The 22112-nt window shown below is 30.1% G+C and carries 21 protein-coding genes; 16 read left to right on the forward strand and 5 right to left on the reverse strand.

What is annotated here, in order from left to right; all coding sequences use genetic code 11:
- Together ruvA and SR63_RS03375 are read right to left on the reverse strand one after the other, a co-directional pair.
- Positions 1–552: a Holliday junction branch migration protein RuvA gene (ruvA, locus tag SR63_RS03370; protein WP_002856927.1), complete on the reverse strand. Its 552-nt coding sequence runs from the start codon at positions 550–552 to the stop codon at positions 1–3.
- A complete protein-coding gene (locus tag SR63_RS03375) occupies positions 528–2387 on the reverse strand; it encodes a flagellar assembly protein A (RefSeq protein WP_002878012.1) in 1860 nt (619 codons plus the stop codon). Before SR63_RS03375 ends, ruvA begins: the two co-directional genes overlap by 25 nt.
- Positions 2388–2490: 103 nt before the next feature.
- Between SR63_RS03375 and murJ the strand changes: the two genes are divergently transcribed.
- The 7 genes from murJ to SR63_RS03410 are packed head-to-tail and all read left to right on the forward strand — an operon-like array spanning position 2491 to position 11070.
- Entirely contained in the window at positions 2491–3942 is a 1452-nt protein-coding gene (gene murJ, locus SR63_RS03380) for a murein biosynthesis integral membrane protein MurJ (RefSeq protein ID WP_002878014.1), read from the forward strand.
- Complete coding sequence (gene cysS, locus SR63_RS03385) at positions 3942–5330, forward strand: cysteine--tRNA ligase (RefSeq protein ID WP_002865979.1); 1389 nt, start codon at positions 3942–3944, stop codon at positions 5328–5330. The genes murJ and cysS overlap by 1 nt, the downstream gene beginning before the upstream one ends.
- Positions 5323–7065 carry an ABC transporter ATP-binding protein gene (locus tag SR63_RS03390; RefSeq protein WP_002858782.1) on the forward strand — a complete coding sequence of 581 codons (1743 nt, stop codon included), beginning with the start codon at positions 5323–5325 and terminating at the stop codon, positions 7063–7065. The genes cysS and SR63_RS03390 overlap by 8 nt, the downstream gene beginning before the upstream one ends.
- A gap of 31 nt (positions 7066–7096) precedes the next feature.
- Positions 7097–8155, forward strand: a complete 1059-nt coding sequence (locus tag SR63_RS03395; protein ID WP_147498360.1) for a quinone-dependent dihydroorotate dehydrogenase — start codon at positions 7097–7099, stop codon at positions 8153–8155.
- Complete coding sequence (locus SR63_RS03400; RefSeq protein WP_063674979.1) at positions 8152–9402, forward strand: M16 family metallopeptidase; 1251 nt, start codon at positions 8152–8154, stop codon at positions 9400–9402. The genes SR63_RS03395 and SR63_RS03400 overlap by 4 nt, the downstream gene beginning before the upstream one ends.
- Positions 9395–10291 (forward strand): 4-hydroxy-tetrahydrodipicolinate synthase, encoded by an 897-nt coding sequence (gene dapA / locus SR63_RS03405; protein ID WP_002865994.1) that lies wholly within the window; start codon positions 9395–9397, stop codon positions 10289–10291. Before SR63_RS03400 ends, dapA begins: the two co-directional genes overlap by 8 nt.
- Positions 10291–11070 (forward strand): enoyl-ACP reductase, encoded by a 780-nt coding sequence (locus tag SR63_RS03410; RefSeq protein WP_002878017.1) that lies wholly within the window; start codon positions 10291–10293, stop codon positions 11068–11070. The genes dapA and SR63_RS03410 overlap by 1 nt, the downstream gene beginning before the upstream one ends.
- 40 nt (positions 11071–11110) lie before the next feature.
- Here SR63_RS03410 and SR63_RS03415 read toward each other — a convergent pair whose 3' ends face one another.
- Both SR63_RS03415 and SR63_RS03420 read right to left on the reverse strand, forming a co-directional pair.
- Positions 11111–11416 carry a hypothetical protein gene (locus SR63_RS03415; RefSeq protein ID WP_002865992.1) on the reverse strand — a complete coding sequence of 102 codons (306 nt, stop codon included), beginning with the start codon at positions 11414–11416 and terminating at the stop codon, positions 11111–11113.
- A 12-nt stretch (positions 11417–11428) separates the two neighbouring features.
- Complete coding sequence (locus SR63_RS03420) at positions 11429–12025, reverse strand: MBL fold metallo-hydrolase (protein WP_147498361.1); 597 nt, start codon at positions 12023–12025, stop codon at positions 11429–11431.
- Positions 12026–12098: 73 nt separating this feature from the next.
- Between SR63_RS03420 and SR63_RS03425 the strand changes: the two genes are divergently transcribed.
- The 6 genes from SR63_RS03425 to SR63_RS03450 all read left to right on the forward strand — a co-directional run bounded on the left by SR63_RS03425 (position 12099) and on the right by SR63_RS03450 (position 18161).
- The gene (locus SR63_RS03425) at positions 12099–12839 is read left to right on the forward strand and encodes an NAD+ synthase (RefSeq protein ID WP_002865990.1); all 741 of its coding nucleotides are present in this window, start codon (positions 12099–12101) and stop codon (positions 12837–12839) included.
- A 3-nt stretch (positions 12840–12842) separates the two neighbouring features.
- Positions 12843–13769, forward strand: coding sequence for a tetraacyldisaccharide 4'-kinase (locus SR63_RS03430; RefSeq protein ID WP_002865989.1), 927 nt, complete (start codon positions 12843–12845; stop codon positions 13767–13769).
- Complete coding sequence (gene thrC, locus SR63_RS03435) at positions 13766–15178, forward strand: threonine synthase (RefSeq protein ID WP_002878020.1); 1413 nt, start codon at positions 13766–13768, stop codon at positions 15176–15178. The genes SR63_RS03430 and thrC overlap by 4 nt, the downstream gene beginning before the upstream one ends.
- Positions 15175–15894 (forward strand): 3-deoxy-manno-octulosonate cytidylyltransferase, encoded by a 720-nt coding sequence (gene kdsB, locus SR63_RS03440; protein ID WP_002856736.1) that lies wholly within the window; start codon positions 15175–15177, stop codon positions 15892–15894. The genes thrC and kdsB overlap by 4 nt, the downstream gene beginning before the upstream one ends.
- Positions 15895–15980: 86 nt before the next feature.
- Entirely contained in the window at positions 15981–17297 is a 1317-nt protein-coding gene (locus SR63_RS03445; protein WP_038402108.1) for a Cj0814 family flagellar-dependent secreted protein, read from the forward strand.
- Between the two features lie 93 nt (positions 17298–17390).
- Positions 17391–18161 (forward strand): transporter substrate-binding domain-containing protein, encoded by a 771-nt coding sequence (locus SR63_RS03450; protein ID WP_002868799.1) that lies wholly within the window; start codon positions 17391–17393, stop codon positions 18159–18161.
- A gap of 15 nt (positions 18162–18176) precedes the next feature.
- On the opposite strand, the gene fliP is transcribed toward SR63_RS03450, so the two are convergent.
- Positions 18177–18911: a flagellar type III secretion system pore protein FliP gene (gene fliP, locus SR63_RS03455; RefSeq protein ID WP_002852529.1), complete on the reverse strand. Its 735-nt coding sequence runs from the start codon at positions 18909–18911 to the stop codon at positions 18177–18179.
- Between the two features lie 143 nt (positions 18912–19054).
- Between fliP and glmU the strand changes: the two genes are divergently transcribed.
- Genes glmU through SR63_RS03470 form a run of 3 tightly spaced genes read left to right on the forward strand, consistent with a single transcriptional unit; the run spans position 19055 to position 22109 of the window.
- Positions 19055–20344 (forward strand): bifunctional UDP-N-acetylglucosamine diphosphorylase/glucosamine-1-phosphate N-acetyltransferase GlmU, encoded by a 1290-nt coding sequence (gene glmU / locus SR63_RS03460; RefSeq protein ID WP_002866966.1) that lies wholly within the window; start codon positions 19055–19057, stop codon positions 20342–20344.
- Entirely contained in the window at positions 20341–21495 is a 1155-nt protein-coding gene (gene coaBC, locus SR63_RS03465) for a bifunctional phosphopantothenoylcysteine decarboxylase/phosphopantothenate--cysteine ligase CoaBC (RefSeq protein WP_002866965.1), read from the forward strand. Before glmU ends, coaBC begins: the two co-directional genes overlap by 4 nt.
- Positions 21492–22109, forward strand: coding sequence for a hypothetical protein (locus SR63_RS03470; RefSeq protein ID WP_002877171.1), 618 nt, complete (start codon positions 21492–21494; stop codon positions 22107–22109). Before coaBC ends, SR63_RS03470 begins: the two co-directional genes overlap by 4 nt.
- The last annotated feature ends 3 nt before the right edge of the window (positions 22110–22112 follow it).

Genomic DNA, 22112 nt, shown 5'->3' on the forward strand with positions numbered 1-22112 from the left:
TTATCCTAGTTTTTTAAGAGCTTCTTTGATGAGTTCGCTTGTTCCTGTTGCTTGAGCACTTGCTAAAACACTTATGATTTTTTCTTGTTTAAAGCCTAGAGTAAGAAGTGCGGCTAAGGCTTCGCTTTTATCATCGCTTACATTTTCAAGTTTGGTTTTTGTGTCAGAAAGTTCTACTATAATGCGTTTTGCACTTTTTGGACCTATTCCAGGTACTTTTTTAAGCACGCTTTCATCGCCCAAACTTAACGCTTTGTAAAAAGAATTTACATCAAGACTAGAGCATACCGCCATAGCAGTATTTGCACCCACTCCATTGACTTTTAAAAGCATTTCAAACATTTTTTGTTCATCTTTATCCAAGAAGCCATAAAATTTATTAGAATCTTCTTTGATGATTTGAGTGATAAAAAACTCATGCTTTTCTTGGGTTTGAATTTTAGCAGAACAAAAAAGAGAAATAAATATCCCATAGCTTAAACCACTAGCACATTTAACAATGATAAAAGTAGGTTCTTTTTTTGTGATTATTCCTTCGATGCCGACAACCATGCTATATCCTTTTCTTCATAATCTAATTTTTTATGTATTTCTATACTTTCTTGGTTGTTTTGTATGACTTTTTTAATGCCTATAAATTTAGCACTTTCATTAACAAATGAAGAGTAAAAAATATCTTCTTTAGGCTCTAGAAGTGAAAATTTGATTTCATTCATATCAGTCCATTTGCCGCTTTTATTTATAAAAGTTGCTTCAAAAAGCATTTTTTGCAAATTGATTAATTCTAATTGTAAAGATTTTTTGCGTTCAAGAAGTTCTTTTTCTTCATTTTGTAGTTTATTTAATTCAAGATTTTGTAAAGAGAAATCTTTTAGGGCTTTTTCGTATTGTACAGGAACATTTTGACCTTGATTTTTAAGTTCTGTTATCTTTTTTTCAACGCTTAAAATTCCATTTTTGCTTGATAAAATGTATTGTCTTATTTTATTTATTTTATGATTTAACTTAGAAATTTGCTCTCCTAAAATCGCAAATTCTTCATCATAATTTTTATCAAGAGTTTTAATTTTAGCATGAAATTTATTGTTATCCCCGTTAATGCGTTCTATTGTGGTGTTTTCAAAAAACACACAAGAATTATTACTTTCTAAATTTTCTATATAGATTTTATCAGCTTGTATATTTCCGCCTAAACTTTTTTTAATTCTCACTTCTTTGGCTTTGATTGTTCCACCTTCGAGCAAATCTATATTTAAAATTTCGGCTTCCGCAAATCCTCTATGAGTTTTTATATAGGCTTGTTTGGCTTGAATTTTGGCTTTAGAGTGTGTAGTGCCTTCAATTTTCATTTTAGTGGCATTAAGTTGAGTGTTGCTTCCTACGCTTCCGACTACATTTAATTCTTCACATTCTATCCCAACACCAGAATTTACAGCATCTTTTACTTCTGAAAGAAATTTTATATTGATTTTGACATTTTTGTCTAGTCCAGCTCTTATAATCCCTATATTTTTAAAATCTACCCCATTAAAATCTAGTTCATTGGCAATATCAAATTTTTCACCATCTTGTACTACATAACCTTTTTTTAAAGCTATATATTCTGTGTATCCATCTTGCTCTACTTGTTTAAAAGCCGAAGAACAAGAAAATTTAACTTTATTTTCATTTGCGGCTAAAACTTTTAAGGTGTGTAAATTTAAGTCTTTTCCTTCTTTACCTTGTTTAAATTTGGCGTGTTTTAAAACAACTTCATTTTCATCAACAACAATAATACCTGAGCGTTTTTCATCGATAGTGTAGTTTTTGGTTTTTTCTTTATAAGTCAAGATCAGGGATTCATCTTGACTTTCTATAGGATCAATACCTTGTGCAACGGTGATTTGTATAGTTTTATTTAAAGGGGTGTTTTTATGTTGATTGCAAAAAGACATTAAATTTTTCTTAAAATCAAAAATGCGGATACCTATTAAAAATTTAAGTTTCAACATCTTTTTATAAATATTTTGCAAAAGTTCTAGTGCTAGTTTTTCATGAAAGTCTAAATTTGTAAAATCAATTTGAGCAACTATTTTGGTTAAATTTTTATTTGCAACCAGTTTGACTGCTTGAGATGCTTTGCTTTGGTTTATACCGTGGAAAATTTCTATTTTGTATTCTTGCTTGATTTGAAGATCATTTTTTAAAAAAATTTCATCTTTATCAAAAAGAGTTAATTCTTTTTCAGAGATTTTTTCCCATTCTAAATCTCCAAAACGATATTGTGTAGAAAATGCCAATAAACTAAAATCAAGCTCATTTAAGCTAAGGTTTGTTCGTGAAGCTACGCTTAAAAGCTCTCGAGCTGGATTTTCTGTATAGGCAATAATTTTTTCATCCAAAGCCAAAACTTTCCCCTTGTAAAAAATTAAGAATGTAATTATAGTCAATTTTTAATCAATTTTAGTTAAAATAGTTCTCTTTATATTTTGAAATTTATGAAAAAATTTAATGAAGAGTTTAGTATTTAAAAATTTTATTATCAATGCTTTAGGAATTTTATTTTCAAGAATTTTAGGGCTTGCTAGAGATGTTTTAATAGCGCTTTTTTTAGGAGCAGGGCTTTATAGTGATATTTTTTTTGTGGCTTTAAAAATGCCTGCTTTTTTTAGAAGAATTTTTGCAGAAGGGGCTTTTGGACAAAGTTTTTTGCCTAATTTTGTAAAAGCGAAAAAAAAAGGAGCTTTTTGTGTTAGTGTAATGATGCAATTTAGCCTTATAGTTTTTTTATTTTGTCTTTTGGTAAGTTTTTTTTCCTCTTTTTTTACTAAGCTTTTTGCTTTTGGGTTTAACGCAGATACTATAGCTTTAGCGGCTCCTTTGGTGGCGATTAATTTTTGGTATTTGTTTTTTATTTTTTTAGTTACTTTTTTAGGAGCTATTTTAAATTATAGACAAAAATTTTTCATTACCTCTTTTTCTGCGGCATTATTTAACTTAAGTATTGTTATAGCTGCCTTTTTTGTGGATAAAAATGCACCGCAAAATACACTTTATTATTTTTCTTATGCAACGGTTTTAAGCGGGGTGGCACAGCTTATTTTACATTTGCTTGTTTTAAAAAACAATCCTGTAATCCGTGCTATGGCTTTAAGTATAAAATTTAAAAAAGCCAAGGCGAAATTACAAGGTTTTTATGGCAATTTTTTTCATGGAGTTTTAGGTTCTTCTGCGACTCAATTTAGCTCATTGCTTGATACAACTATAGCTAGTTTTTTAATGAGCGGGAGTATTTCTTATCTTTATTATGCAAATCGTGTCTTCCAACTCCCCCTTGCACTTTTTGCTATCGCTCTAACTCAAGTTTCTTTTCCAAAAATTTTAAAACATTTAAAAAGTGGTCAAGAAAATTTAGCCTTAAAATTTATGCAAAGAGCATTAGCGTTTTTAAGCATTTTGCTTATTGCTTCTAGTATTATAGGTTCTGCGTTTGCTTTGGAAATTTCAAAGCTTTTATTTGAAAGAGGAAATTTCACTCACGAAGATAGTGTGATTACGGCTTATGTTTTGATTGCTTATCTTATAGGGCTTTTACCTTTTGGTTTGCAAAAGCTTTTTTCTTTGTGGCTTTATGCAAAATTTAAACAAAAAACAGCAGCTTGGATCGCGGTAAAATCTTTAATTATCAGTGCTTTATGTTCTATGGCTTTTATATTTTTGATTAAAGATGAAAGTTTAAAGGTTATTGCAGTAGCACTTTCAAGCTCTATTAGTGCTTTTTATTTGCTTGGAGCTAATATCAAAGAATTTGGTTTTAAGAAATTTTTTGCTTTAATATCTATTAAAATTTGCTTGTTGGTTATAGTTGCTTTGATTGTTTTTACAATCTTACTTATTTTGATTAAACCTTATATTTTAAGTTTTTTTATAGGAATTTTTACAAGTTTTAAAGGAGTTTTTTAATGAGATTATTAGACAGTGTAGCAAAAGAGAAAATAAAACTTGATAAAAAAGATATTAGTATTTACTTATGCGGGCCTACGGTTTATGATGATGCACATTTAGGACATGCAAGAAGTAGTGTTTGTTTTGATCTTTTGCGTAGGGTTTTACTTGCTAATGGCAATAGGGTAAAATTTGCTAGAAATTATACAGATATTGATGATAAGATTTTGAAAAAAATGGCTCAAAGTGGTCAAACTTTAGAGGAAATTACGGAATTTTATATCAAAAGTTATGAAGAGGATATGAGGGTTTTAAATGTATTAGATCCTGATTTTAAACCTCGTGCAACGCATTATATAACAGCTATGCTTGATTTGATTAAAAAGCTTGCTAAGGATGGGTTTGTTTATACTCTAGAAGATGGAATTTATTTTGATACAAGTAAAGATGAAAAATATTTAAGCCTATCAAATCGCAATTTAGAAGAAAATATCTCTCGTCTAAGTAATGAAGTGCAAAAAAGAAATGAAAGCGATTTTGTGCTTTGGAAATTTGATGAAAATTTTTACGAAAGTGAATTTGGCAAAGGGCGTCCAGGTTGGCATACTGAATGTGTTGCTATGATTGATTCTATTTTTGAAAATACTCTTGATATACATGCTGGAGGGATAGATTTGCTTTTTCCTCATCATGAAAATGAAGCTGCGCAATGTCGTTGTGGATGTAAGAGAAAATTAGCAAATATTTGGCTTCATAATGGTTTTGTAAAAATCGATGGTGAAAAAATGAGTAAAAGTTTAAATAATAGTTTTTTTATAAAAGATGCTTTAAAAGAATTTATGGGCGAGGCTTTAAGATTTTATCTTTTGAGTTCTCATTATAGATCTCATTTTAATTATTCTTTATCGGATTTAGAAAATGCTAAAAAACGTTTAGATAAATTTTATCGCCTTAAAAAAAGATTGGATTTAGGTGAAATTTCTGATTTTGATGTTTTAAATGATATTGAAATAAAAAGCGAAATTGCTAAGCAAATTTTAGAGATTTTAAATGATGATTTAAATATTTCTAAAGCCTTAGCTCTTTTGGATGATTTTATCAGTAGTGCAAATTTAGAGTTGGATAAAGAAAGCAAAAATAAAATTTTAAAACAAAATATCAAAGAAGCTTTAAGCGAGCTAGCTAAAATTTTTGGCTTTGGTTTTATGGATACAACTTTATATTTTCAATGGGGTGTAAGCAAAGAAGAACGAGAAGAAATTGAAAAGTTAATTTTAGAAAGAACTGAGGCTAAGAAAAACAAAGATTTTAACACAGCTGATGCAATAAGAGAGCGATTAAGTAGTAAAAAAATCACTCTTTTAGATACTCCAAATGGAACAATTTGGGAGAAAATAAATGCATAATGAGATGAATTTAAAAGAGGTTTTAATACGCTTTAAGCCCTTTTATAAAAGATATTGGAAACAATTTGCTATAGCTATTTTCGGTATGATTTTAGCAAGCGGAGGAACTGCTGGAAGTTTTTATGCTTTAGAGCCTATTTTAAATTATATTTTCGTTGAAAAAAATGAAGCTTTACTTTATACAGTGCCTTTTTTGCTAGTATTGATGTATTTTTTTAAAAATCTTGGAACTTATTTACAAAGTTTTTATGTTTCCTTTATAGGAACAGATATGTTAAGAGTATTGCGTGCTAGGGTTTTGAAAAATGTTTTACGCTTGGATATGGATTTTTTTAAACGCTATAGAAGCGGAGAGCTTGTAAGTCGTTGTACTAATGATATTAATGCACTTCAAAGCATAGTATCAAACATTATTCCTGATTTTTTTAGAGAGCTTTTAACTGCTATAGGACTGCTTGCGGTAGTCTTGTATCAAAGTCCTACTTTGGCTTTTTTTGCTTTAGTGATTTTGCCTTTAGCTATTTTTCCTTTGGTATGGTTTGCTAAAAAACTTAAAAAATATGCAAGAAATATACAAGAAACAAATTCGGATTTACTTTCTTATTTGGGTGAAATTTTTTCAAATATTGAATTGATCAAAGCTAATGATAATGAAAAAAAAGAAAGTGATAAATTTGCTAAGCATAATGATACTTTATGTAAATTAAACCTAAAATCCGCACGTATTGATGCACTTACAAGTCCTTTAATGGATATGATGGGTTCTGTTGGGGTTGCTGTGGTGATTATTGTAGGGGGTAGAGAGGTTATCAATGGTTCTATGAGTGTGGGAAGTTTTATCAGTTTTGTTTCGGCACTTTTTGCGATATATACTCCTTTAAAGCGTCTTTCGTCTTTATATGGAAAACTTCAAGGTGCTGTTGCGGCAAGTGAAAGAACTTTTTATTTATTGGATTTAGAACCTCAAATTAAAGGTGGAAGCAAAGAATTAAAAAACATTGAAAAAATTAGCTTTGAAAATGTTGAATTTGCTTATGAAAATCCGCATAAAAGTGTTTTAAAAGGCGTAAATTTTGATTTTGTTAAAGGGCAAATGCTTGCTCTTGTAGGGACAAGTGGGGGTGGTAAATCTTCTATTATTAATCTTTTGATGTATTTTTATGAAAAGCAAAAAGGTAAAATTTTACTCAATCAAGAAGATATTAGCACTTTTACCATAGAAAGCTTACATGCTAAAATAGGACTTGTAACGCAAAATATTTATCTTTTTAATGATAGTTTTGCTGCAAATATTGCTTATAGCGAAGAGTTAGAAGAAGAAAAAGTCATCCAAGCTTTAAAATTGGCCAATGCCTATGAATTTGTTAAAGAAATGGGTGGGATTTGGGCTGAAGTGAAAGAACATGGTAAGAACTTAAGTGGAGGGCAAAAACAAAGAATAGCAATCGCTAGAGCTTTATATAAAAATCCTGATGTGCTTATTTTTGATGAAGCAACTTCAGCTTTGGATAATGAAAGTGAAAAAGCAATAGTTAAAACTATAGAAAATTTAAAACAAGATAGATTGATTTTAGTGGTTGCACATCGTTTAAGCACTATAGAAAATGCAGATAAAATAGTAGTATTGGATAAGGGCAAGGTATTGGCAATAGGTAAAGATGAAGAGCTTTTGCAAACTTGTTCTTTGTATCAAAAATTTAAAAGCAAAGAAAAAACAAAGCCTAGCTTTAGTTAATTTTAGTTAGAATTTCAAAAAGGATTAAAAAATGGCTTATGAAATGATAAAACCTTTACTTTTTAAGTTAAACCCTGAGCATGCACATGCTTTGGTTGAATATAGCTTAAGGGCTTTAAGTGCTAGTTTTCCAGGAGCTTTAAGTTTTTTAGCACACAAATATATAGTTGATGATGAGAGTTTAAGGCAAAATTTACTTGGACTTGATTTTAATAATCCTGTAGGTTTAGCAGGAGGCTTTGATAAAAATGCCACTATGATAAGACCTTTGAGTGCTTTAGGATTTGGTTTTTTAGAAGTGGGAACTTTTACTCCAAAACCTCAAGAAGGCAATGAAAAGCCACGCCTATTTAGACTTGTAAAACAAGAAAGTATACAAAATGCTATGGGTTTTAACAACGAAGGTGCTGAAAAGATTGCTTTAAGACTTGCAAAAACTTATCCTTTTGTTTTGCCTTTAGGGGTAAATATAGGGAAAAATAAAATCACTCCAAATGATAAAGCCTTGGAGGATTATTTTACTTTGTTTAGAGATTTTAAGGATTTGTGTGATTATTTTATCGTTAATATCTCATCTCCTAATACTAAAAATTTAAGAGAGTTGCAAAATGATGATTTTTTAAATACCTTGCTTGAAGAAGCCAAAAAAATCACTTCTAAGCCTATTTTGATAAAAATTGCTCCTGATATGAAAATAGATGATGCTTTAAATTTATGTGAAAATGCCATTAAAAAAGGTGCAGATGGGTTTATATTAGCCAATACTAGTGTTGATTATAGCTTGCTAGATAATAATCGTACTTTTGGTGGTATTAGCGGAAGGCTGATTACGGAAAAAAGTGGTATTTTTTTCAAAGAAGTAGCTAAAATTCTTTTTGGCAAAACCTTGCTTATTGCAAGTGGAGGGATTGATAGTACTGATATTGCTTATGAGCGTATTAAAAATGGGGCTAATTTAGTGCAAGTTTATACAGCTTTGATTTTTAAAGGCCCTTCTTTGGTAAAAAATATCAATCAAAATCTTATAGAGCTTTTAAGAAAAGATGGTTTTTTACACATTAGCGAAGCTGTTGGGGTAAATTTAAAATGATTGCTTATGAAAAAATTCAATTAAAAAACAAGCTTGAAGTTTATGCTTTACCTGTAAATAAAAATAGCGATGTGATTAGCGTTGATATTTTTTATAAAGTGGGTTCAAGAAATGAGATCATGGGAAAAAGCGGCATAGCTCATATGCTAGAACATTTAAATTTTAAAAGTACTAAAAATTTAAAAGCTGGCGAATTTGATGAGATTGTTAAGGGTTTTGGTGGTGTGGATAATGCAAGCACAGGTTTTGACTATACTCATTATTATATTAAATGTGCGAAGAAAAATTTAGATAAAGCTTTGGAACTTTTTGCAGAACTTATGGCAAATTTAAATTTAAAAGATGAAGAATTTCAGCCTGAAAGAGCAGTGGTTTTAGAAGAGCGTAGATGGAGAACAGATAATAATCCTTTGGGATATCTTTATTTTAGACTTTTTAATCATGCATTTATGTATCATCCTTATCATTGGACTCCTATAGGTTTTTTTAAGGATATAGAAAATTGGAGCATTGAAGATATTAAAGAATTTCATAGTATTTATTATCAACCTAAAAATGCGATTTTACTTGTAAGTGGCGATATAGAAAGTAAAGAAGTTTTTGAGCTTTCAAAAAAACATTTTGAAAAGATTAAAAATACTAGGACTATACCTAAAATTCACACAAAAGAGCCTAAGCAAGATGGAGTAAAAAGAATATATTTGCATAAAAACTCAGATACTGAACTATTAGCCCTTGCTTATAAAATTCCAAATTTCAAGCACAAAGATATACCTGCTTTAAATGCTTTATCCGAGCTTTTAGGAAGTGGGAAAAGTTCTTTAATGAGTGAAATTTTGATTGATAAATTAAATTTAATCAATGATTATTATGCTTATGTTAATGATTGTATAGATGAAAATTTATTTATTTTTATTTGTAATTGTAACCCCAATGTTAATGCAGAAAAAGTAGAAAAAGAGCTTTTAAAAATCATTGATAAACTTAAAATGGGTAAAATTTCTCAAAAAGATTTGCAAAGAGTGAAAAATAATGTCAAAAGTGATTTTATTTTCTCACTTAACAATGCTAGTGCAGTGGCAAATATTTATGGTTCATATCTAGCAAGAGGGGATATCGATCCTTTGTTAAATTATGGGAAAGATATACAAAATTTGGAATTAAAAGATTTGATTTCTTGTGCTAAAAAATATTTTATTCAAGAAAATTCAACTACGGTAATTCTAAGAAAGGATTCAAATGGATAAAAATATTATCATTGGGGCGATGACGGCCCTTATTACACCGTTTAAAAATGGAAAAGTTGATGAGCAAAGTTATGCAAGATTGATTAAAAGACAAATAGAAAATGGCATCGATGCAGTAGTTCCAGTAGGAACAACAGGAGAAAGTGCAACTTTAACCCATGAAGAACATAGAACTTGCATAGAAATAGCCGTTGAAACTTGCAAAGGAACTAAGGTTAAGGTTTTAGCAGGTGCGGGAAGTAATGCAACTCATGAGGCAGTGGGTTTGGCTAAATTTGCTAAAGAACATGGTGCCGATGGGATTTTAAGTGTGGCACCGTATTACAATAAACCTACGCAACAAGGACTTTATGAGCATTATAAGGCTATTGCGCAAAGTGTAGATATTCCTGTGCTTTTATATAATGTTCCAGGAAGAACAGGTTGTGAAATTTCAACAGATACTATTATCAAGCTTTTTAGAGATTGTGAAAATATTTATGGGGTAAAAGAAGCGAGTGGAAATATCGATAAGTGTGTGGATTTGCTTGCGCACGAACCTAGAATGATGCTTATTTCAGGAGAAGATGCGATCAATTATCCTATACTTTCAAATGGCGGAAAGGGAGTTATTTCAGTAACTTCAAATTTATTACCCGATATGATTAGCGCTTTAACTCATTTCGCTTTAGATGAAAATTATAAAGAAGCTAAAAAAATCAATGATGAACTTTATAATATCAATAAAATTTTATTTTGCGAAAGTAATCCTATTCCTATTAAAACGGCTATGTATATAGCTGGATTGATAGAAAGTTTGGAGTTTAGACTTCCTCTTTGTCCTCCAAGTAAGGAAAATTTTGCTAAAATTGAAGAAGTGATGAAAAAATATAAGATCAAAGGATTTTAATGAATACAGAATTTCAAGGAAAAACTTTAGTAATCAGCGGTGGAACTCGTGGGATAGGTAAGGCTATAGTTTATGAATTTGCTAAAGTGGGTGTAAATATAGCTTTTACTTATAATTCTAATGCACAAATTGCTGATGAAATGGTACAAGATTTGGAAAAAAATTATAAAATTAAAGCTAGAGCTTATGAATTTAATATCTTAGAACCTGAAACTTATAAAGAACTTTTTGAAAAAATTGATGCGGATTTTGATAGAGTGGATTATTTCATCTCAAATGCTATCATTTCAGGACGTGCGGTTGTAGGTGGTTATACTAAATTTATGAAATTAAAACCAAAAGGAATTAATAACATCTTTACAGCCACAGTAAATGCTTTTGTTGTGGGCGCACAAGAAGCAGCTAAAAGAATGGAAAAAGTAGGGGGTGGAAGCATTATTTCTATCTCATCTACAGGAAATTTAGTGTATATAGAAAATTATTCAGGTCATGGCACAGCAAAAGCTGCCGTAGAAGCTATGGCAAGATATGCGGCTACTGAACTTGGAGAAAAAAATATCCGTGTAAATGTCGTAAGTGGTGGGCCTATTGAAACTGATGCTTTAAGAGCTTTTACAAATTATGAAGAAGTAAAACAGGCTACTATAAATTTAAGTCCTTTAAATCGCATGGGGCAGCCTGAGGATTTGGCTGGAGCGTGTCTTTTTCTTTGTTCAAGTAAGGCAAGTTGGGTAACAGGACATACTTTCATCGTTGATGGTGGTACAACTTTTAAATAAAAATTAAGAAAAATCAATGGATTTTTCTTAAAAATATTTTTCAATCAAGTTTTAATTTCCATCCTAAAAAAACACTTAATAATGCAAGTAAAAAAATAAAATTTAAAGTCCAATTGCCAAAACCTACAAAACCTATAGATAATACGCTGTAAAAAAATCCTCCCACAGCTGAATAAATACAAATCGTACTTAAAGATCCATTTTCTGCCATTTTTTTACATGGGCAGATTTTATAAAATTTTTTATCGTTAAATTGATTTTTCTTTTTATTTCCCAAAAATAAACCAAAAAAGGCAAAAAGATTTAAAAAAATAAAAGCATATAATAAAATTTGATCTAATTCCATTTTAAATATACCTTAAAAGTATCTAAGCCAAGAGGGTAGATGGACTTGCTCTTCTTTTAAAGTAGTCTCTTGTCCATGTCCTGGTAAAAGTTTAAAATCTTCTTTGTAAGTCATAACTTTTTCTAAGCTTTGTTTCATTAAATTTGCATCTGAATAAGGAAAATCCCATCTTCCTATGCTTCTATAAAATAAAAAATCTCCACTAAACATGATATTTTTACCTACAATTTCTATCATAGTGCAACCTGGTGTGTGTCCTGGTAAAAAGTGAAATTTAAAGTCAAGTCCGCCTATAGAAATGATATTTTCATCATTAATCAAATAATCCGCTTTGCTAGGCATAAAACCTTGATTAAAAGGATCTTCAAGCATAAAAGCATCATTTTTATGAATATAAATGGGGATTTGATAGGCTTGTTTTACTTTTTCATTATCCCAAACATGATCGTAATGTCCGTGAGTGTTTAAAATCGCTAAAGGATTTTTTACATGTTTTTTGATGAAATTTAGTGCATCAAAACCAGGATCAATGATAATTTCTCCATGCTCACTAAATAAAATATAACAATTTGTCTCATAAGCTCCACAAGCTTGTTTGATAATTTGCATTTTTTACCTCTTTAATAAAAAATTTGCCTTAAATAAATATAATTATACATTAAATTTTTAAAAGGCAAGCTTTATGGATTGGCAAAAGATTACGGAAAAAATGTGTGATTTTATACAAGAAAAAGTGAAAAATTCTCAAAGTCAAGGTGTTGTTTTGGGGCTTAGTGGCGGGATTGATTCTGCTTTAGTAGCAACGCTTTGCAAAAGAGCTTTAAAAGAGAATGTTTTTGCTCTTTTAATGCCAACTCAAATTTCAAATAAAGCCAATCTTGAAGACGCTTTAAGGCTTTGTGCGGATTTAAATCTTGAATATAAAATCATAGAAATTCAAAGCATTTTGGATGCTTTTATAAAGCAAAGTGAAAATACCACTCTAGTATCTTTGGGAAATTTTGCAGCGCGTATTAGAATGAGTTTGCTTTATGATTATTCTGCTTTGAAAAATTCTTTAGTCATAGGCACTTCTAATAAAAGCGAATTACTTTTGGGTTATGGTACGATTTATGGAGATTTAGCTTGTGCTTTTAATCCTATAGGATCGCTTTATAAAAGTGAAATTTATACCTTAGCAAAATACCTTAACTTGCATGAAAATTTTATCAAAAAAGCTCCAAGTGCGGATCTTTGGGAAAATCAAAGCGATGAGGCGGATTTGGGTTTTTCTTATGCAAAAATCGATGAAGGTTTAAAAGCCTTAGAAACTAATGATGAAAAACTTTTAAGAACGCTTGATCCTTCTTTGATTGCTATGCTAAAAAATCGCATGCAAAAAAATACTTTTAAGGGAAAAATGCCTGAAATTTTGGAAATTTAAACAATGAGTGAAGAAAAAAATTATGAACTTTGGCTTGATAATTATTTTTTTAAGCCTAATTTTTGGCAAAAATGCCTTGCTTTTATACTTTTACCTTTAAGTGTGTTTTATGCTTTTTTTGCGATTTTAAATACTTTTTTTCGTAAAAAAATAGTTTTTAAAAAGCCTGTTATTAGCGTTGGTAATTTAAGTTTTGGAGGTAATGGAAAAACCCCGCTTTGTAAAGCTATAGCAAGGGAATTTGATGGCGTTTTTATAGTGCTTAGGGGCTATAAAAGAAAGTCTAAAGGTTTGTTTGTTGTTAAAAATCAAAATGAAATTTTATGCACCTTAACGCAAAGTGGCGATGAAGCTATGGAGTATGCTTTTGAAGAAAATATCAAAGGTGTGATTGTGAGCGAAGATAGAGTAAAAGGTATTGAAAAAGCTTTTGAGTTGGGAGCTAAAATCGTTGTACTTGATGATGCTTTTTCTAAATTTCATATTAAAAAATTTGATATTTTACTTGAAAGCAAAATCAAACCTTATTTTAATTTTACCTTGCCAAGTGGAGCTTATCGTTTGCCGAAATTTTATGAAAAAAGGGCTGATTTTATTGCATTAGAAGGCAGGGATTTTGTGCGTTATTCTTTTGTAAAAGAAAATCCAAAGGCTGTTTTGGTAACTGCTATTGCTAAACCTTTTAGATTGTATGAGCATTTTATCAAAGCAAGGGCTTGTTATTTTTTTAAAGATCATTATGAGTTTAAAAAAGAAGAATTAGAAAATTTGCTAAAAAAACATAATTGCGATACACTAATGCTTACTTTTAAGGATTTTGTTAAAGTTAAAGATTTTGGTTTTAAATGTCAAATTATAGAATTAAATATAGAATTAAAAGATTCATTAAGAGAAAAAATAAAAACTTATATCAAGGAGTTTGAACAGTGAAATTGGTCGAGAGTAGAAATGTAAAAAATGTATCAAGTTTTAAGGAAGCTTTGATTAACCCAAACGCCCCAGAAGGAGGGCTTTACTCACCTTTAAATTTGCCTATTTTTGAAGGAGAAAAATATGCCAATTTGTCTTATAAAGATTTTGCTTTAAAGCTTATAGAAAGTTTTGGTTTTGGCGAAGAAGAGCTTTTTAAAAAGGCTTTGAAAAGTTACGAAAGCTTTGATGATAAAAATACACCTATTTCTTTGCAAAAAATCTCTGAAAAAACCTATATTAACGAGCTTTGGCATGGACCTACAAGAGCTTTTAAAGATATGGCTTTGCAGCCTTTTGGCGTGCTTTTAAGTGAATTTTCAAAGGATAAAAATATTTTAATTATTTGTGCTACAAGCGGCGATACAGGACCTGCAACCCTAAAAAGCTTTGAAAATGCAAAAAATGTTAAAGTAGCTTGTATGTATCCAAAAGGTGGCACAAGTGGAGTTCAAGAGTTGCAAATGCGAGCTTTAGATAAGGATAACTTGAAAGTTTTTGCCATAGATGAGGATTTTGACGCAGCGCAACGCACTTTAAAAGAATTGCTTTTTTCAAAAGATTTTCAAAATGAAATTAAAGCTTTAAATTATGAGCTTTGCGCAGCTAATTCTGTAAATTTTGGGCGTATTTTATTTCAGATTATTTATCATTATTATGCGAGTTTAAAACTTTTTAATGAGTTTTTAGAAGAAGTACAAATCATCGTTCCAAGTGGAAATTTTGGCAATGCTTTAGGAGCTTTTTATGCTAAAAAAATGGGAGCTAAAATTTCAAAAATCAAAATCGCTTCAAACGCAAATAATATTTTGAGTGAATTTTTTAATCAAGGCGTTTATGATTTGCGTGAAAAAAGTCTTAAGAAGACTATTTCTCCAGCTATGGATATACTTATTTCATCTAATATCGAAAGACTTTTGTTTGCGAAATTTAAAGATAAAAGAACTAAAGAACTGATGAATTTGTTAAAAAATGAGAGATATTTTAAACTTGAAAAAGAAGAATTACAAAGTTTGCAAGAAGATTTTGAGGCGGATTTTTGCACCGATGAAGAATGTATGCAATTTATCAAACAAAGTAAAATTTTAATTGATCCGCATACCGCAACTTGTTTTAAAATGCTTGATCCTTTAAAACCTAGCATTATCACTTCTACAGCAGAATGGACAAAATTTACTCCAAGTATGATAAAAGCTTTATATGATAGGGATTCTAAGAATGAAAAAGAAGATTTAAAATTTATAGCTAAAGAGTTTAATGTCCAAGTTAAAGATGAAATTTTGACTTTATTTGATTTGAAAAATAGCGATGAAAAGGTATTTGAAGCCAGAAATATAAAAAAAGAAATTTTAGATTGGATGCAAAAATGATTATTATTCCTGCAAGATTAAAATCAAGTCGTTTTCATGAGAAAATTTTATGTGATATAGGTGGAGTGCCTATGTTTGTGGCTACTGCAAGAAGAGTAAGTAGCGTGGATGAAGTTTGTATAGCTTTAGACGATGAAAAGGTTTTAAGTATCGCTAAAGAATATGGTCTAAATGCGGTTTTAACAAGCAAAGATCATGAAAGCGGTACGGATAGGATTAATGAAGCTTGTAAGAAACTAGCTTTAAAAGATGATGAGATTATTATCAATGTCCAAGCTGATGAGCCTTTTATAGAATGTGAAAATTTATTAAAATTTAAAGAATTTGCAAGTTCTTGCTTGGATAAAAAAGCTTTTATGGCGAGTTGTTATAAAAAAATCACTCAAGAAGAAGCTATGGATCCTAATCTGGTTAAAGTGCTTTGCGATAAAGAAGGGTATGCTTTGTATTTTTCAAGAGCTAAAATCCCTTATGAAAGAGAAAATTACGAGGAAAGTTTTAAAGGGCATTTAGGCATTTACGCTTATAGTGTAAAAGCATTAAGGGAGTTTTGTTCTTTATCAAGTTCTGCGCTTGAAAGAGCGGAAAAGTTAGAGCAATTAAGAGCTATAGAAAATGGTAAAAAAATCAAAATGCTTGAAATTTCAACAACAAGCATGGGGATTGATACTAAAGAAGACTATGAAAGGGCTTTAAAAATTTATTTAGAAAAATAACTCCACCCCAAAACGGAACAGATTTTGCTTATATTATTTTAATATATTTAGATTGAAGGCAAAAAAATCTAAATCAAGGAATTAATATGAGTATCTTTAGTATCAATGATAACTCAAACTATAATTCTATACTTTCACAAAGTAAAGCCAATAAAGAAAGTAAAGAAAATTCTAAAATAAGTTTTGCTAATGCTTTTTTAAAACAAAATGCTAGTAAGTTAAATGAAATTCAAAGTGCAAATTCACAAACTCTAGCAAGAAGTGAAGTATTAAATTCTACTAATACAACAAATACTAGCAATAACACTAATTTTAGTATAAGTAGTAAGACAAGTTCTCCTAATTATGATATATCTAGTGAATTTAAAAACTCTATTTATACTCTAAAATATAAACAAGCAGATATAAGTAATAATACAGCCTATGGTTATAGTGTAGATAAAGATGGCTATATGGGAAGTGATTTTAACAAAGCTGCAGGATTGCCTGAAGATTTTAAGATACATAAATCTACTTTGGATGAGATAGAGAGAGTGGCTGAATATAATGTTTCTGATATAAGAGAATATCTAGGTGTAGATAAATATTATTCTAATATAGATATGGCTGAAACCATAAAACAATACTACAATCTTTTTTCTAATGCTTTAGGTCAAAGTTTTCCAAGTGATAAAACAAGTTTTAGTGAAGCAGATATAAATTCTATGCCTAGTGGTTATGGTGTAAGTGGAACGCAATGGATGGACTTTAATGATCCAAGCAATAGAATGAATATTACAGGTTTAAAAGATTTTTCAAATTCTTTAATTTCAAATGTTTATAAAACCCATGAACAAGCAAAAGAAGCTGATGATCTTTGGGTTGATTCAGGATATATGATTGATGGATTATTGCCTAAAACTTTAGGTTTATCCTTAGAAGAAATCAAAAATGTTTCTAAAGGTGAAGATTGGCAATTTAAACCTGATATGTCATTTTATCCAAAAAATGAAGATGGAACTTATACTAAAGAAGATTTATTTATGAGTTTTTTAAAAGCTCAAAATGGACAACCCGTTGAGAGTCCAAAAACTACACTTAATCCAAAAGTAGAAGCTTACAATACAGCTATGACTAAGGAGAGTTTTTCAACCACTAGCGTTGATTTGACTGATATCATGACAGGTAAGGTTGATTTTGCAAGTTTATTAAAATATGAACTTGATAGAGGTCGTATAGCTGGAGAGCTTTATATGTATGAAAAGGGTATGTCTCCTAAGCAAGCTTTAGGCAATTGGGCTTTAGACGCTGAGATTAAACAAGCTCTTGCTAATGGCTGGAAAGCAAGTAGTGAAAGTATAAATTCTTATGTTGGATCTATAATGGATAGATTAAATAATCTTATAGGACAAACTAGGGCTTAGAAGTTTTAATTTTTTAAGTTTGAAACAAATTGCTAATAACAAAATAAGATAAAATTAGTATAATTTTTTTACAAAAAATTTTGAAAGGAAATTATGAAAAAAATTATTTTGATTTTTATCTCTTTTTTTGCTTTAAATTTGAGTGCAAAAGATTTGGTTGTAGGAATGGAGCTTGGATATCCGCCTTTTGAAATGAGCGATAAAACAGGCAAAGCAAGTGGAATTAGTGTGGATTTTTTAGAAGCTTTTGCAAAGAAAAACGGCTATAAACTTGTAGTAAAAAATATCGCTTGGGATGGTTTGATACCTGCTTTAAAAACAGCCAAGATAGATCTTATCATGTCTTCTATGACAATTACCGATGAGAGAAAGAAAGTGGTGGATTTTAGCATTCCTTATGCTAAGGCAAATTTGGCTATTTTAACTCCTTTGAACTCTGATATTACAAATATCAAAGATTTAGATAAAAAGGGCAAAGTTTTGGCTTTAAAGCGTGGCTCTACAGGACATTTATATGCGGTTAAAAATTTAAAAAATGCAACTATTAATTTATTTGATAAAGAAAATGCTGCTATTTTGGAGGTGATTCAAGGTAAGGCTGATGGATTTTTTTATGATCAACTTACGATTTATCGCACTTGGCAAAAACATCAAGATACAACTAGAGCCATTTTGGTGCCTTTTCAAGAAAATCCTGAGTTTTGGGGTATAGCAGTACAAAAAGGCAATGCAGAACTTAAAAAAGAGCTTGATGAATTTATTGCAGAAAGCAAAAAAGATGGGCTTTTTGATTCTTTAGGAGAAAAATATCTTAAAGATGTTAAAGATACTTTTAAAAAGAATAATTTAGAATTCTTTTTCTAAGAAGGATTTTCCTTCTTAAGTTACAAAGCTTTCCACAAGCCTTTGCACTAGCAAATTCCATCCATCCACTAATACAAAAATCAAGAGTTTAAAAGGTAAAGAGATCATAGTAGGAGGTAGCATCATCATACCCATAGCCATTAAAACTGAGCTTACAACCATATCTATGACTAAAAAGGGTAGGTAGATTAAAAACCCTATTTCAAAAGCGGTTTTAAGCTCTGAAATCATAAAAGCAGGAACTAAAACTGTAAGGGGAACATCATCTATGGTTTTGGGATTGGGTAGATTGCGTATGCGATAAAAAAGGGCTAAATCTTTTTCTCGAGTATTTTTAAGCATAAAATCTTTAAAAGGTTTTGCTCCTTTTATAAAAGCCTCTTCATAGCCTATTTTTTCTGCTAAATAAGGTTTTATACCTTCATTATAGGATTTTGTAGCTACAGGTTCCATGATAAAAAAAGTTAAAATTAAAGCCAAGGTTACTAAAATAGTGTTAGGTGGCATACTTTGCGTCCCCATAGCTTGTCGCAAAAATGAAAATACCACAATAAGACGCAAGAAAGAAGTCATAACAAAAACTATACTTGGAGCGAGCGCAAGTATGGTTAAAACAATCACTATATTTAAAGTAGTAACAAGCTGATTAGGTGTATTGGGTGCACTTAAGCTTAAATTTACTGTAGGGATAGTTGCTTCAGCAGCAAATAAGCTCATGCTTAAAAGTAAAAATAATAATATTTTTTTCAAAATTTAAAAACCTTTTTTTTGTTTTTTATTAAAGAAATTTAAATTTTATCTTTTGATGACTAAAAACTAGTTTAAGGGTATTAGGATTTTAACTTTAAACTGCTAAAATAGTCTTTTAGACTTCTTAATAACAAAGGTAAAAAATGAAAACTTCTATTTTGATTTTAGCGGCAGGATTAGGCACTAGAATGAAATCACAAAAGCCAAAGGTTTTGCAAGAGCTTTGTCAAAAAAGTATGATTTTACACATTTTAAAAAAGGCTTTTGCTTTAAGTGATGATGTAAGTGTAGTTTTATCGCATCAAAAAGAACGCGTTGAAAAAGAAATTTTAGAATATTTTCCAAAAACACAAATTTTAGAGCAAGACTTGCAAAATTATCCAGGAACTGCGGGAGCTTTAAGGGGGTTTGAGCCTAAAAATGAAAGAGTGTTGATTCTTTGTGGCGATATGCCTTTGGTTGAGCAAACAAGTTTGGAAGCTTTGTTGAGTAATAATGCAAAATTAAATCTAGCAGTTTTTAAAGCAAGAGATCCTAAAAGTTATGGCAGAGTGGTGATAAAAAACGATAGCGTTGAAAAAATTGTTGAATTTAAAGATGCAAATACACAAGAAAAAGAGATAAATACTTGCAATGCTGGGGTTTATGTGATTGACTCTAGGCTTTTAAAAGAGCTTTTACCTTTGATTGATAACAATAATGCGGCAAAAGAGTATTATTTAACCGACATTGTAAAACTAGCAAAAGAAAAAGATGTGATGATTAAAGCGGTTTTTGTAGATGAAGATGAATTTATGGGGATCAATGATAAATTTGAACTCAGTATAGCTGAAAATTTCATGCAAGAAAAAATTAAAAAATACTGGATGCAACAGGGTGTGATTTTTCATTTACCGCAAAGCACTTTTATAGGTACAGATGTTGAATTTATGGGTGAATGCGAAGTATATGAAAATGTAAGGATAGAGGGTAAAAGTAAGATTATAAACTCTATCATTAAAAGTTCAAGCGTGATAGAAAATTCCATTGTAGAAAATAGCGATGTGGGGCCTTTGGCACATTTGCGTCCAAATTGTGAGTTAAAAAACACTCATATAGGAAATTTTGTAGAATGCAAAAATGCAAAGTTAAATACCGTAAAAGCAGGGCATTTGAGCTATTTGGGAGATTGTGAGATAGATAGTGGAACCAATATAGGCTGTGGGACTATTACATGTAATTATGATGGGGTAAAAAAGCATAAAACCATCATAGGAAAAAATGTTTTTGTAGGTTCGGATACGCAATTTATCGCACCTGTAAAAATCGAAGATGAAGTGATCATAGCAGCAGGAAGCACAGTAAGTGTCAATGTAGAAAAAGGTGCTTTGTTTATCAATAGAGCAGAGCATAAGATGATAAAAGATTATTATTACAAGAAATTTCAAAAATGAAAACCATACTTTTAGCCATTAGTGGCAGTATAGCTTTTTATAAATCTTACGAGCTTATTTCTTTGTTTAAAAAAGAAGGCTTTAGGGTGAAAGTTTTGCTTTCTAATAGTTTGTTAAAATTTGCTAGCAAAATGAGTTTTGAAGCCTTGGCTGATGAGATTTTATGCGAGGAAAATGAAAGTTGGCAAAATTCAAACAATCACATAGCTTTTAGCAAGGATGTAGATCTTGTTTTATTTGCTCCTGCAAGTGTTAATTCTATCAATAAACTTGCTTTTGGTATAGCGGATAATCTTTTTATCCAAACCTTAATCGCAGCAAATAAACCTCTTATCATTGCTCCTGCGGCAAATACAAATATGTTTCATCATTTCAGCACGCAAAATTCTTTAAAGATACTTAAAGAAAATAAAGCTTTGATTATAGAACCTATTTGTAAAGTTTTAGCTTGTAAAGATGAAGGCGTAGGAGCCTTAGCTGAAGTTAAGGATATTTTTAATATCACCAAAAGAGAGCTTTTAAAAGAAAAGTTTTGGTGCAATAAAAGCGTAGTTATCACAGGTGGTGGCACAAGGGAAAGAATCGATGATGTGCGTTGTGTGAGTAATTTTTCAAGTGGAAAAATGGCAAAGGCCATAGCTGATGCTTTTTATTTTTTAGGAGCTAGGGTAAAACTTTTAAGCTCTGTGGAATTTGATACGCCTTATGAGCTTTGCAAATTTGAAAGTTCTAAGGATCTAAAGGAGCTTTTGGATAAAAATTTAAGTCATGACTTTTTGATTATGACAGCTGCAGTGAGTGATTTTATCCCACAAAGTGTAAAAGGAAAAATTAAAAAAAATGAGCATTTGCAGGGTTTAAATTTACATCTATCTTTAAATGAAGATTTGCTTAAAACTTGTAAATTTCAAGGCAAAAAGATAGGTTTTAAGATGGAATTTGATTCTCAAAATGCCTTAGAAAATGCGAAAAAATCTTTAAAAGATAAGCAACTTGATATGGTTTGTCTTAATATCATTGATCAAAAAAATTATTTTGGAAGTGATCAAAATGAACTTTATTTTATCACTTTAAACAATGAAAATAAAAGCACTTTGCAAAGCAAAGAAAAATTGGCATTTGAATTAGTAAAATGGTGTGAAAAATTATGAGTATGATTAATTCTACCTTGCCTATACAAATGAAAGTTTTGGCTAAATCAGGTTATGGACATTATACGCTTTTGTTAAATCACAAAAAGATTCAAACCAAAAGCATGATAGAGCTTGAAATTGGTGCTGAATATTTAGCCGAACTTTATATGCAAAATGGTGGAGTTATACAATTTAAACATCTTTCAAAGCGTCCTAATTTCAAACCTTTTGAAGAGGGATTGGCTTTGATAATCGCTATTTTAGAGGATAAAATTTCTTATAAAAAATTTATCATACAAAATCTTTTAGATTGTAAAGATATAGAGCGTTATCAGATATTAAAAGAAATGCTTTTTGCAAGTTTTGAAAATATTTATCATATTCCTTTTATCTTTGAAAATAAATCTTGCTTATTTCAAATGCGTAAAAGAGCAAAATATTTAGAAATTTACTTATATTTTAGTGTTTTTGGAGCTTTGAAAATTTTAATAGACTCGCAAGGCATTAGTGTTTTTACACCTTTTGCTAAGGTGCAAAAATTTTTAAATGAACATTTAGATTTTAATGTATCGCAAGAAAACAAGATTGAACCTTTGTTTGTTTTTAAAAGGCTTTTTGATTTTAAAGGATGAAAA

Source organism: Campylobacter sp. 2014D-0259 (assembly GCF_008000505.1).
GTDB classification, from domain to species: domain Bacteria; phylum Campylobacterota; class Campylobacteria; order Campylobacterales; family Campylobacteraceae; genus Campylobacter_D; species Campylobacter_D jejuni.